This window comes from Planctobacterium sp. AWM4_229 (assembly GCF_056160305.1).
Genome location: NZ_JBSWWX010000007.1, coordinates 37,803 through 50,206 on the forward strand (window position 1 = coordinate 37,803; position 12,404 = coordinate 50,206).

At 46.9% G+C, this 12,404-nt stretch carries 11 protein-coding genes, 1 tRNA gene, 1 other RNA gene and 1 pseudogene; 5 read left to right on the forward strand and 9 right to left on the reverse strand.

What is annotated here, in order from left to right; genetic code table 11:
• Window positions 1-73: 73 nt before the first annotated feature.
• A tRNA-Pro gene (locus tag ACXAGP_RS15940) sits at window positions 74-150 on the reverse strand.
• A 154-nt stretch (window positions 151-304) separates the two neighbouring features.
• Between ACXAGP_RS15940 and ACXAGP_RS15945 the strand changes: the two genes are divergently transcribed.
• The gene (locus ACXAGP_RS15945; protein ID WP_475262560.1) at window positions 305-478 is read left to right on the forward strand and encodes a DUF6435 family protein; all 174 of its coding nucleotides are present in this window, start codon (window positions 305-307) and stop codon (window positions 476-478) included.
• Here the strand turns inward: ACXAGP_RS15945 and ACXAGP_RS15950 are convergent.
• On the reverse strand, window positions 462-1,661 hold the full coding sequence (locus tag ACXAGP_RS15950; RefSeq protein ID WP_475262561.1) for a tetratricopeptide repeat protein: 1,200 nt from the start codon (window positions 1,659-1,661) through the stop codon (window positions 462-464). The two genes, ACXAGP_RS15945 and ACXAGP_RS15950, sit on opposite strands and share 17 nt — an antisense overlap.
• Window positions 1,621-2,217, reverse strand: coding sequence for a dCTP deaminase (dcd, locus tag ACXAGP_RS15955; RefSeq protein ID WP_475262562.1), 597 nt, complete (start codon window positions 2,215-2,217; stop codon window positions 1,621-1,623). Before dcd ends, ACXAGP_RS15950 begins: the two co-directional genes overlap by 41 nt.
• A gap of 205 nt (window positions 2,218-2,422) precedes the next feature.
• Between dcd and metG the strand changes: the two genes are divergently transcribed.
• Entirely contained in the window at window positions 2,423-4,450 is a 2,028-nt protein-coding gene (metG, locus tag ACXAGP_RS15960) for a methionine--tRNA ligase (protein ID WP_475262563.1), read from the forward strand.
• 191 nt (window positions 4,451-4,641) lie between these two features.
• Here metG and ykgO read toward each other — a convergent pair.
• Window positions 4,642-4,764: pseudogene (gene ykgO, locus ACXAGP_RS15965) on the reverse strand (type B 50S ribosomal protein L36); the annotation flags it as partial.
• 193 nt (window positions 4,765-4,957) lie between these two features.
• Here ykgO and ACXAGP_RS15970 point away from each other — a divergent pair.
• A complete protein-coding gene (locus tag ACXAGP_RS15970) occupies window positions 4,958-6,319 on the forward strand; it encodes an HD domain-containing phosphohydrolase (RefSeq protein WP_475262564.1) in 1,362 nt (453 codons plus the stop codon).
• A gap of 24 nt (window positions 6,320-6,343) precedes the next feature.
• Here ACXAGP_RS15970 and ACXAGP_RS15975 read toward each other — a convergent pair whose 3' ends face one another.
• The 4 genes from ACXAGP_RS15975 to ACXAGP_RS15990 are packed head-to-tail and all read right to left on the reverse strand — an operon-like array spanning window position 6,344 to window position 10,698.
• Window positions 6,344-7,555 (reverse strand): FAD-dependent oxidoreductase, encoded by a 1,212-nt coding sequence (locus ACXAGP_RS15975; RefSeq protein WP_475262565.1) that lies wholly within the window; start codon window positions 7,553-7,555, stop codon window positions 6,344-6,346.
• Window positions 7,552-8,799 (reverse strand): 2-octaprenyl-6-methoxyphenyl hydroxylase, encoded by a 1,248-nt coding sequence (gene ubiH, locus ACXAGP_RS15980; RefSeq protein ID WP_475262566.1) that lies wholly within the window; start codon window positions 8,797-8,799, stop codon window positions 7,552-7,554. Before ubiH ends, ACXAGP_RS15975 begins: the two co-directional genes overlap by 4 nt.
• A 9-nt stretch (window positions 8,800-8,808) precedes the next feature.
• Window positions 8,809-10,125, reverse strand: coding sequence for a Xaa-Pro aminopeptidase (pepP, locus tag ACXAGP_RS15985; protein WP_475262870.1), 1,317 nt, complete (start codon window positions 10,123-10,125; stop codon window positions 8,809-8,811).
• A gap of 3 nt (window positions 10,126-10,128) precedes the next feature.
• Complete coding sequence (locus ACXAGP_RS15990) at window positions 10,129-10,698, reverse strand: UPF0149 family protein (protein ID WP_475262567.1); 570 nt, start codon at window positions 10,696-10,698, stop codon at window positions 10,129-10,131.
• A gap of 175 nt (window positions 10,699-10,873) precedes the next feature.
• Here ACXAGP_RS15990 and ACXAGP_RS15995 point away from each other — a divergent pair, with 175 nt between their 5' ends.
• Together ACXAGP_RS15995 and ssrS are read left to right on the forward strand one after the other, a co-directional pair.
• The gene (locus ACXAGP_RS15995) at window positions 10,874-11,239 is read left to right on the forward strand and encodes a cell division protein ZapA (RefSeq protein WP_475262568.1); all 366 of its coding nucleotides are present in this window, start codon (window positions 10,874-10,876) and stop codon (window positions 11,237-11,239) included.
• 76 nt (window positions 11,240-11,315) lie between these two features.
• Window positions 11,316-11,496, forward strand: a non-coding RNA gene (ssrS, locus tag ACXAGP_RS16000) — 6S RNA.
• A 163-nt stretch (window positions 11,497-11,659) separates the two neighbouring features.
• On the opposite strand, the gene ACXAGP_RS16005 is transcribed toward ssrS, so the two are convergent.
• Complete coding sequence (locus ACXAGP_RS16005) at window positions 11,660-12,349, reverse strand: pirin family protein (protein ID WP_475262569.1); 690 nt, start codon at window positions 12,347-12,349, stop codon at window positions 11,660-11,662.
• Between the last annotated feature and the right edge of the window lie 55 nt (window positions 12,350-12,404).

Sequence of the window (12,404 nt, forward strand, 5' to 3'; positions counted from 1 at the left end):
TTGAAAGATTGTAAATAACCGAATTATTGAGAGTGAAAATTTTATTTATTACTTTGTTTTTAAAGGGGAAATTTGGTCGGTGTGAGAGGATTTGAACCTCCGACCCCTGACACCCCATGACAGTGCGCTACCAAGCTGCGCCACACACCGACCGAAGGCCGCACATATTACTCAAAATTTTTTGAATTGCAATCACTAAACACGCTGAATGATACTGACTGCTGAAACATTCATCAGTGATGCGCTGCATTGATCCTTTGTGGTGCTGGCGTCGTAATTTGATGTAAAGCCAAGAGTGACGAGTATGTTCGGTTTATTTAAATCAGATCCAATCAAGAAATTACGCAAGCAATACGATGCCAAGCTGGAGAAAGCCATGCTGGCCCAGCGCCGTGGCGACATTAAAACCTATTCCATGCTAACCGCCGAAGCAGAAGAGCTATGGGCAGAGATAGAGAAACTTAAAGCGTCTCATTAAGGGCGTGTAGTTTACGCGCATACCGACGTGCGAAACCTTCACTATTGGCAACCTCTTTGGCTTTACTGAGATACTCACGCACCAGCTGCTCATCACCTTTTTGGGCAGCGAGTTTGGCCAGCCCAAACCAAGCTAAGTGGTTGTTCTTTTGCAGACGCAAGCTTTTGCGGTATGCCTGTTCGGCCTCCTGCCAGTCTTCATTGAGAAAATGTCGATTGCCCAAGCGTACGTGATGATTGGGATTGTCCAGACGCATACGGGTAAGACGAGTGGTGATAGTTTCTGCGGCTTCAATATCACCGGACTTTCTCAACATTCCTGCCAGGTTCTCCCACGCGGAATAGTTTTTATTGTCTAACCTGGTTGCCGTTTGCAATGCCACAATGGCTTCATCTAATGCGCCTTGACGGCTTAGCAATAAGGCTAAATTGTTCCAGGCGGAGGAGTCTTGTGGGAATAAGCTAAGCGCAATGCGAAAATTTGCCCATGCGCGCTTGTACTGCCCGTCAATCATGGCGCGTGCGCCAATATTAGAATAAAAATAGGACTCTATCTGGCTTTTACTCAGCTCTTTAGTTTTGACCCTGCCCTCACGGGATTCGGGGAAAAAATCAACGGTATAGGTACGCTTTTGGGTCACCATGCCTGGCAAAAAACTAAAGCGAGGCTTTCTGGCCACCAATAAATTGACATGGCCGTTGGCTAAATCAAACTCTCCAGCTTGATTCCATGACTCTTCTTCAAACACTTCCTGAAAGCGCACCTCCAGCTCTGCTTCTTGTGCCATGGCATAGGCAAGTATGGTGAGACTCAAACAATTGGCAGTTCCGTTATCAAATGTTTCCTGAGCGACGGTATTAGCACCATAAACATAATCCAGCGCTAACTGAGATGGCGACATCAAATCGTTGATCAGAGATAACGCTTTGTCTTCGGTTGTTTCAGCCAGCTCGGCGCGCTCTCGCACATAGGCTTTACTTTTATCGTTAAGATAAAAAATAGTGTCTTGAGGAATGGTTTCGACGTTTTCAAAACCGGGAAAGAAAGGGTCGTATTGCTCTGGCTGAAAGTCTACCGATACGGGAGCCACGGTGGCGCAGGCTTGTATCAGTGCCACCGTCATCAAAACAAGGGATATACGGTTAAGAATCGCCCTTTTCATCATCACTGATTCGACTGGCAATAGCACCGTCCTGGCCCTTGTATTTAGCGTCAAGCCGAGCGTTGTAGGGGCGCTCTGCAGAATCAGATAACACCTCGAAGCTCAATGCGCCAATTTTCATTTTAGGGCGCAATGCCAGGGGCAATTTACCGCTATTAAAAAATTCCAGCACGATGTTGCCAGACCAGCCCGGATCGATTCGGTGTGCGGTAACATGTACCATCAAGCCTAAACGCGCCAAAGACGAGCGCCCGTCCAACCAACCTACAATATTGGCCGGTAGCGTTACTGACTCATAGGTGACGGCAAGCGCGAGTTCACCGGGATGCAAGAAAAAGGCTTTGCCATCATCAAGTTCAATCTCGTCACTCATCACCGCTTCAAGCTGCGCGGCAACTTCGGCTTTAGGACCACTCAAGTCGATATAAGGCGCCTGGTGATCTTCGAACACGCGAAACTTATTGCCTAAACGAATATCGACGGTAACCCCGCTGATCATGTTTTCTTCAGGTGTTGGAGAAATGCTGATAGCACCGTCGTTCAGGTATTTGATTATGTCCTTATCGCAAAGCCTCATGCGTGGAGCGTCTCTTGTATTGGCAAATAATTGCGCTAATGATCAAATGCTCAACGCAGCACGTCAACCGATTTTTCCCGCTGTTCCACAATTATCACCAATAAGTGCATTAATTATGCGAAATAAGCACCTCATGCGAGATGAAATCAGGCGTTTTTTTCTGTAAACTCTCGCCCTCTTTATTCAATAACCCATTCAGGTAATCATGACCACAGAAACGCGTAAAATTCTGGTAACCAGTGCTTTACCTTACGCCAATGGCTCTATTCACCTTGGCCATTTGCTTGAGCACATCCAGACTGATATCTGGACACGATTCCAAAAACTGCGTGGACACGAATGTTACAGTGTTTGCGCCGACGATGCCCACGGCACGCCCGTGATGTTAAAAGCGGCCGAGTTAGGTATTACGCCCGAAGAAATGGTGCGCCGTACCCAAGCCGAGCACCAGCAAGATTTGGCGGATTTTTTAGTCTCTTACGACAACTACCACAACACCCACTCTGAAGAAAACAAAGAGCTGTGTGAGATGGTGTATCTACGCGCTAAAGAGCGCGGCTTTATCAAGCAACGTACTATCAGCCAGTTGTTTGACCCAGAAAAACAGATGTTTTTACCGGATCGCTTTGTAAAAGGTACTTGCCCACAATGTGGCGCAGAAGACCAAAACGGCGATAGCTGTGATAACTGCGGTGCCACTTACAGCCCCACGGAACTGAAAAACCCCAAATCAGTGGTATCGGGCGCAGAGCCGGTACTGAAGGATTCTGAGCATTACTTCTTTGATTTGCCACAATTCGAAGACATGTTGCAAGACTGGTTAAAGGGCTCTTCGGTACAAGCAGAAATCGCCAATAAACTACAAGAATGGTTTGAGCAAGGCTTGCAGCAATGGGACATCAGCCGTGATGCCCCTTATTTTGGTTTTGAGATCCCAGGTGCTCCCAACAAGTTCTTTTATGTTTGGGTAGATGCGCCAGTAGGCTACATGGCCAGCTTTAAGAACTTCTGTGCCAGCAACAATCTCGACTTTGATAGCTTCTGGAACAAAGACAGTGACGCTGAGCTTTACCACTTTATCGGTAAAGACATCACCTACTTCCACTGTCTGTTCTGGCCTGCCATGCTGGAAGCTGCTGAATTGCGCAAACCCACCGGAGTTAACGTGCACGGTTTTGTCACCGTGAACGGCGCAAAAATGTCAAAATCCAAAGGTACCTTTATCAAAGCCCGTACCTATCTGGATCATCTTGAGCCAGAATACCTGCGCTATTACTTTGCCTCAAAACTCAATGATGGCGTCACCGATATCGACCTGAACTTCGAAGACTTCGTGCAGAAGAACAACGCCGATCTGGTGGGTAAAGTAGTCAATATCGCCAGTCGCTGTGCGGGTTTTATCAGTAAAAGGTTCGATGGCAAATTAGCCGCCAACCTACCTGAAACTGGACTGTTGGAAGAATTCCAGGCGGCATCCGAAGGCATTGCGCAGTCGTTTGAGTCGCGTCAATACAACAGAGCGATTCGCGACATCATGGCACTGGCTGATAAAGCCAACCAGTACATTGATGCGCAAGCTCCTTGGGTAACGATAAAAGACGAGAACCTGCAAGAACAAACTCATCAGGTATGTTCTTTGGGTATCAACCTGTTCCGTATTTTGATGACCTGGCTGAAACCTGTACTGCCGGTGTTAGCTGAAAAGACCGAGCAGTTCCTCAACAGCGAACTCACCTGGTCAGGAATTCAAAGCCCGTTATTGGGCCACGATATCAATAAATTTAAAGCTTTGATGCAACGCATTGACGCTGACAAAGTGGAGAAGATGGTGGAAGCCTCCAAAGAAGATTTACAAGCGAAAGTGACCGTAGATCCCGATAGCCCCCTTGCTAAAGATCCCATTGGTGAAACTATCGAATTTGCCGATTTTGCTAAAGTGGATTTGCGGGTAGCACGCATCGCTAAAGCAGAGCACGTCGAAGGTGCCGATAAGCTTTTGCGTTTTGAACTGGATCTTGGTGGCGAAACACGTCAGGTATTCGCAGGTATCAAGAGTGCTTATCAACCCGAAGATCTGGTGGGCAAAATGACCGTGATGGTGGCCAACCTGGCACCTCGTAAAATGCGTTTTGGCATGTCCGAAGGCATGGTACTTGCTGCCGGACCTGGCGGTAAAGATTTGTGGATACTAGAACCTCACGAAGGTGCACAGCCGGGCATGAAGGTTAAATAACGCCAGAGGTTAAAAAGCCTCAGAAATAACAAAGGCCAGCAAATGCTGGCCTTTTTTAATGCTGATCTATTTACACTGATATCAATTTAATCTTCAGCGTGAGATTTTCGTCCGGTATTGCTCAGTGGCGAGCCTGTATTCTGCGCCGCATTAGCATGGGCAGCTCGCCCCTGATTGGGATGCATTGAACTGCCCTGCCTCGCCTGAAATCTCGGATTAGACTTATTCAATACGTACACTCGCCCACGACGACGCACTATCTGGCAATTGGCATTGCGCTTTTTTTGCGAACTCAAAGAAGAGGTGATTTTCATAGCAATACTCCCATATTTTTTTCAGTATTGTTTCAGGGCCTCAAATTTGCAACACAAAACCGAGTATGACGCTTCGTTTTCTCACGAATCTCTAAAAACTCTGCTATTTTCAAAGTAAGTATCTCCACATTTACCCCAAAATACCCAATTCGGGTAACACTAAAAAGTCCCATAAAAAAGGATACAACCTGACATGGACCACAATGACGTGATATCAGCAAGCCATTTTCAAAATGCAATCCCATTTCAGGAAATGCTGGATGCCATCGCACTTCAAATATACGTTGCCAATGCTGCCGGGCAACTGGTTTGGGTTAACGAAGCGGCCTGTAAGACGCTGGGCTACACACGTGAAGCTTTGTTAAAAAAGCACGTCTTTGAAGTAGATAACCTTACTGATGAAGACGACTGGAAGAGCATCACAACTGAGCTAAATAGTTGCAAAACCAAACGCATATACTCGCAACATATCAATCACGAAGGTGAACTGATCCATGTAGAAATTCACATTAGCACTATCCAGTTTGAGGGGCAGTTACTTTATTGCGGCTTTTCCCGTGACATTTCAGAAGAAATTGAATTGTCAAACCGGGTGAACCTGCTTAACCAGAGGTATATAGCTTCTCTCAATGCGACCTCCATGGGGTTTTGGGTGGTCACCGCCAGGGGACAAATTTTACAGGTTAACAACGCTTACTTACGCATGAGTGGTTTTGAGGAAAAGGAGGTTTGCGGCAAATATATCTGGAACTTTGATGCTGTTGAACAAAAGACCGACACTCGCAAGCGCATGGCATCCATCGCCGAGAAGGGTGCTGTGGTGTTTCGCTCTAAACAACGTAAAAAAGATGGTTCTTTGTATCCTGTTGAAGTAGAAACCTCATACATCGACATCGATGGCGGCATATTTTTCGCTTTTATCAAGGATATTTCCGAAGAATTAGAGCAAAAGCGCAGAGAGCGACGAGCCCAAGCCGAAGTGTCGCAAACCCTCAAGCAAACTGTTTATGCCCTGGCAGCGACATTAGAAAAGCGCGATCCCTATACCGCAGGCCATGAAGAAAATGTAGCTCGTATCAGTGTTGCAATTGGGAAAGAGCTAGGACTTAAAGCTCACACCATTGAAGGACTAGAACTAGGGGCTATCATTCATGACATCGGCAAGATTCAGGTGCCGACAGATATTCTCACCAAACCCACGGCGTTGAGTGAACACGAATACGCCATCATTAAAGAGCACCCTGAAGCAGGCGCCGACTTACTCAAAAATATTAAATTTAACTGGCCAATTGAAGCGATGGTGCGGCAACACCATGAACGACTAGATGGCTCTGGCTATCCGGATGGTTTAAAAGATGAAGACATTATTATTGAAGCAAAAATCATTGCTGTTGCCGATACCCTCGACTCCATGGCAAGCCATCGCCCCTATCGTCCAGCCGTTGGATTAAAAGCGGCAATGAAAGAACTGCAAGCTCATGCAGGTACATTGTATGACAAAGAGGTGGTTGCAGCTTGCGTAGCTCTTATCCAGCGCAATGAGTTAAAAATATAAGTACCGAGGGCGGATCAAACCCAATTAGTGTTTCATCGCCAATGCCGGCAACTTACCCGAGATCCCCATGGCTTGTTTAATGATGTCGGATTTTAACGGCGTGATCTCATTAACCAGCGACATACCGGCACCGCGAATAAGCTTCTTCAAAGGCTGCTCGCCGGAAAACAAACGTTTAAAGGTTTCCATACTGGCTACCATCTTCGCCGCTTCCGCCTTGCGCCAGCGCTCTACAGGGCGTAAATAGCGTACTTGGGTAATGTCTTTGTCCTGTTCCACCAGCTGGCAAATTTGTTCTGCAACGCTGGCAGCATCCAAAAGCCCTAAGTTAGCGCCCTGCCCGGCAAGCGGATGAATGGTATGGGCGGCATCACCAATGACCATAGCCCCTTCGCCCAACCACTGTCTGGCATAACGCATTTTTAGTGGAAAACACTGACGTTCTGAACACAGTTTTATCTGGCCAGCCTGCATATCAAAGGTAGTTGCCAGGGCTTTGTTAAAGTCTGACTCGTCCAGGCTCAGCAATTCATTAGCTTTGTCAGTGCTTTGAGACCAAACGATAGAGCATTGTTCGGGTTGCCAAAGTGGCAGTAATGCCAACGGACCTTGGGCCGTAAACACCTGCCTGGCAGCATGCCCATGAGGCAATTGTGTTCGCACCGTTGCGACAATGGCTTTTTGATCGTAATCCCACCAGGTTTGGGCAAAATTGGCTACTTTACCCACCATGGAGTTGGCACCATCGGCACCGATAACAAAGCGACAGGTCAACAAATCGCCATCGGCCAACTGCAATACCTGTGTACCTTGCCCCAGCGATAACTTGTCAATTTTAACGCCGCTGATAAGTTCGATATTATCAGTGCACTCCACCACATGAGTCAGTGCCGCAGTAATATTGCGATTTTCAATGATATGGCCTAAATCATCGGTAAAAACGTCCGCCGCGTTAAAACCAATACGGGCAAAACTATCTTGCTCCCACACCTGCATGGCAGTGTAAGGCGTGATACGTTGGGCATTGAGGTGCTGCCACACGCCTAAGTTTTCAAATATTGATTGGCTGGCTTTACTGATAGCGCTCACCCGCAGCTCTGGTTCACCAGCGGGTGCGGCACTTTTTTCAGCGGCATCAATGACGGCAATGTTTAACCCGGAAGGCGCCAACGCTAAAGCACAGGTTAAGCCCACCATACCGGCACCGACAATTACGATATCTTTTTGTTTCATCATAGCTGTGCTCCGCTGCGCTGCCCCATGGCAATTCTGGCGAAACCGTCCTTTAACTTTTGTTTGTTGTTCATCAGCAATAAGCCGATGTTTCTGCCAGCCGTCAACAATGCATTATTGTTGGAGAACAGGTGCACCAGTGAGTCGGTTAAGAACACCGTTTGCTGCTGGTCCTGCTTACGCTCGAGCTTAAACTGGCAAAGGCTTCGATAGGCCCCAATGTCTTGATTATGTTGTACTGTATTGGCAATGCATTTCGCCAACTGCCAGGCATCCCTTAGTGCCAGGTTAAACCCTTGTCCCGCAATAGGGTGCAATGTTTGCGCGGCATTGCCAATGCACACCACTCGGTGACTGAAACTGTCGTCGCTTTTCTGCAAATTAAGGGGATAAGACTGGCGTTTACCCACCTTTATTAATTTGCCTAAGCGCTGTCCAAACTGAGTTTGTAATTGCTGGATAAAGTTCTTGTCATCTAATGCCAGCAGTTGCTCAGCATCGGCAGAGGCCACAGACCAAACAACGCCGCTGCGCTGCTCTGTCATAGGTAAAAAAGCTAAGGGACCAGATGCCGTGAAACGTTCAAACGCGGTGTTATTGGGTGGCAACTCTGTCACCACATTGGCGATAATCGCGTGTTGTTGATATGGCTTTTGCGTTACGTCGATATTAAAAAGCGCTTTAGAGCTGGATTGAGTGCCTTCTGCTAATACCAGCAAGGTTGTCGTTAACTGCTGGCCATTTTCAGTGGTTATCTGAATGCTGTCTCGCTTGGTTTCTGCGGACTGTATTTTGTCTGGTTGCAAACGCACAAGCTCGATATGACTCAAGGCTTGTTTTTGCAAATTTCGTTCAGCGCATTCCAGCAAAACTGCTCCCAAATCCTGAGCTTCCATCACCATACCCAGCTCTGATTCATGATAATCGCTGTGATGCAGTCGGACTTGCCCGGCAGCGCCTTTATCACTGACTTGTATGGTTTTAATGGCTGTGCCGCGCTTGGCAATATCTTCGGCAATACCCATTCTTTGAAAAAACTGCAAAGTTTGTTTTGACAATGCTAAGGCGCGAGCGTCAAAGCCCGGATGGTTTTGCACTTTGTTGGGGTCAAAACTATCAATAAGAGCCACTTTGAAGGGTTTATCAGCAGGTAGCATGGTTTGCAGAGACAACAGCAACGACCAGCCAGTCGCTCCGCCTCCGGAAATCACCAAATCATAAGTTTGCTGCGATGTCACTTCAGACATTATTCCCTCTTAAGAGCGCGCCATAAACTGTTCAATTTCATCGACGGTTCTGGGCAAGCCCTGGGTCAGGTTCTCAATGCCTGCTTCGGTAACCAGAACATTATCTTCTATGCGAATACCAATACCGCGCCAACGGGCGTCGACGTCCGCGTCTGGTGCCACGTAGATACCGGGTTCAACGGTTAAGACCATACCGGGTTCGAAAGCCCGATCTTCTCCGTTGCGTTTATAGTCGCCCACATCGTGCACATCCAGGCCTAACCAATGGCCAAGACCGTGCATATAAAACTGCCGATGTTTTTGCCCTGCTATGTTTTCCGACACCTCACCCGTTAGCAAGCCAAGCTCCACCAATCCAGCAGTGATCACTTCAATTGCGGCATCGGCGGCAGCCTTGAGGCTGTTGCCGGGTTTAATGTGCTTAAACGCGGTTTCTTGTGCTGCCAATACAATGTTATAGAGCAACTCTTGCTCTTCGCTAAAGCGGCCACTACCGGGAAATGTACGAGTAATATCAGCAGCATATCCATGCAGTTCGGCACCGGCATCAATGAGCACCAATTCGCCATCTTCAATCACATCACTGTTTTCGGTGTAATGTAAAATGCAGGCATTATCCCCTGCCCCAACAATCGTGTTATAGGCGGGTTGACGCGCCCCTTGCATGGCAAACTCGTGGTGAATTTCCGCTTCCAGTTGATACTCCATTACTCCAGGAGTGCAAAATGCCATCGCTCTTTTATGGGCACTCACCGAAATGGCAGCCGCTTTGCGCATGATTTCAAGCTCGGCTTCGGACTTAAACAAGCGCATTTCATCCATTAACGGTTTGGGCTCAATAATAGCCACTGGCGCTTTTTTAGATTGTTTCGGCGCTTTACGCAGCGCTTCTACCGTGCCCAATACCATTTGTTCCATTTCGGCGTCATCACCTAGGGAGAAATACAGTTGTTCACTGCCATCTAATAAGGACAACAAAGCTTCGGGTAAATCACTAATGTCATAGCTTTCTGCAATACCCAGCGTCTCTGCGGCTTGCTCTACTCCCAGCCTGCGCCCTTGCCAGATTTCCGCCTGGCGGTCGCTTGCGCGACAAAATATAAAATCTTGAAATTCGCCTTCCAGATTGCTCAACACCAAACAGGCATCAGGCTCAGCAAAGCCAGTGAAATACCAAAAGTAGCTATTTTGACGAAACAAATACTCAGTATCGTTACTGCGGGTGACTTCCTGCGCAGAGGGTATAATGACAACTGAATTAGCAGGCAACTGCGCCAACAAGGCTTGTCGGCGGCTTAACAATTCGCTTTTGCTGTTCATAACAATGTATTAGTGAATAGTTCTGAAAGATGAGAGATCGGTTTCTCCGGTTTTGCCTAATTCGCCAAAACACAGCATTGCGGAAATGCGCACGTATTCTTCTACTTCAAATAGTGCTTGCTCTGACTCTTCCGACTCTGGCATGTCACTTTCCATACGGGCGATTTCAGCAAAATCGCTCAAGGCCTCTTTAACTTCGTCAGACAAACTATGTTGCCCGTCCTGCTGTACGCCAAAGCCCAACAAGAAACCCTGTACCCATGAGATCAGACTTTGGGCTCGTTCACTAATGGGCGCGGCATCTTCAGGTAACAACAGCTGAAACGAAAACTCGCCGTCTAACAGTTGCGTACACGAGGCTTCAAACACCTGAAAGATCAGGGTTTCTATTTCCGATGGAAATTTCTCGCCGGTATTGATGAAATCCGACAGACTATTGATCCAGTCTTGGTTATCCAGACTCATGCCACCAGATACCATGCCACACAATATACCGTGCAACTCTGCAGGGTCACTGCTCACTTTATTAGCCAACAATTCATTGGCTATTTGTTCAAAACTTAACTCTTTGTCTGACAAAACAAATCCACTTCGTTATTTGCTTATATCCTACCATTGAAAATTGCGATTTCATAACGCATATAGTGTTTGCAACATGTTGTAATTTGATTAGGTTGCAAACACTAATGCGATAATCCACAATCAAATTCTCAAGATCTAAAAAACAAACGGTTTTCCGGGCAGAACAATAACAATGACAGTATCCAAAACGCAGTTTATTAACCTCTTTGGGCGCCAGTATAAGGTGCGCTGTCCATCGGGTGAAGAAACCGTTCTGAAGCAAACTGAAGACTTGTTAAACCAGCAACTGCAGGCCACTAAAAAAGGTTCCGGACTCACTAACCGCGAAGACATCATTATGATGACCGCGTTAAATTTGTGCCGTTCCATTGTAGAACAGCAGGAAAAAGACAAAGCAGCGGCTAAACAGTTGGCTGAGAGTCAGGCCGCGGCCATGGTTACCCCCCACCAGAAAGATTTGAATAAACGCACAGGAGGCTCAGCGATTGCCGATGCCGCCAGCAAAGCTTCACAATTACTCAAAGAAAAACGGCCCTAGTTACAATTGCTTGCGCGAAAACTGCGCAAACAAACTCAAACCCCTTTGTAAAACGCGCCATTTCCTTTTAAACTTAATTCTCCTGAGATGTTTGTTAGTTCAGTTATGTCCCGAGCCGATGCTAACATCTAAGGAAGTTGACTTTGTTACTATTGAGCAAGCCTGGCTAGTACCATGAAGCCTACGGTAGCAACGATGCTTCCGCCCTGAACTATACGGTTCTGGGTACCCCTGAACGACGACATTTTGGGAATGAAAAAGAGCGGAATATTCCGCTCTTTTGCTTTTCTGTCTACACGTAAAAATTGTTTTCCTGAAAAGCTGACTCATGTAGGTTGGACTTCAGTCCAACAAAATCAGTATTCAAGCCGTCAATGCCGCTCAAACAATAGCAACAAAGGTTTTCATCGAAACTGGTATCTACACCTCAAACAATAGAAATTCCACATCATCTGAATTAGCTAATACCTGAATATCCGTTTCGTCATGCAGCTTTAAGCCATCTCCGGGAGCCAATGCCTGGCCGTTTGTCGCAACTTCGCCTTTGACCATGTGCACGTAGCTGTTCTGCGAGCGGTTCAAGGTAAAATCTAACGACTCTCCTTGAGACAATCGCACTCTGGTTAACCAGGCTTGTTGTTTGATCACCAAACTGCCATCGGCACCATCAGGAGACAAAATCAACTGAGTGTTACCCGATTGATTAAATGCCTTTTGCTGATAACCCGGCTTAGTACCTGTCACATCAGGCGTGATCCAGATTTGCAAAAACTTCAGCGCCTCTGAATTCGATGGATTAAATTCACTGTGAGTAATACCACTGCCAGCGGACATTAATTGGAAGTCACCTGCGGGTACATGATATTCATTACCCTCAGAATCCTTGTGGGCAATAGTGCCCTCCATCACATAACTCAGAATTTCCATGTTGCGGTGCGGATGAGTACCAAAACCCTGACTTGGCTCGACATAATCGTCATTAATCACCAGCAACTTGCCATGTCCTGTATGGTTAGGATCGTAATAACTGCCAAACGAAAAGGAGTGATAGCTTTGCAGCCAACCAAAGTTTGCCTGACCTCTTTCTTGTGCGGGACGATAAGTCATCATAATAATTCTCCTGATTCAATCTTTGTATTTGATGGACTCATTATCCGTTCTCATT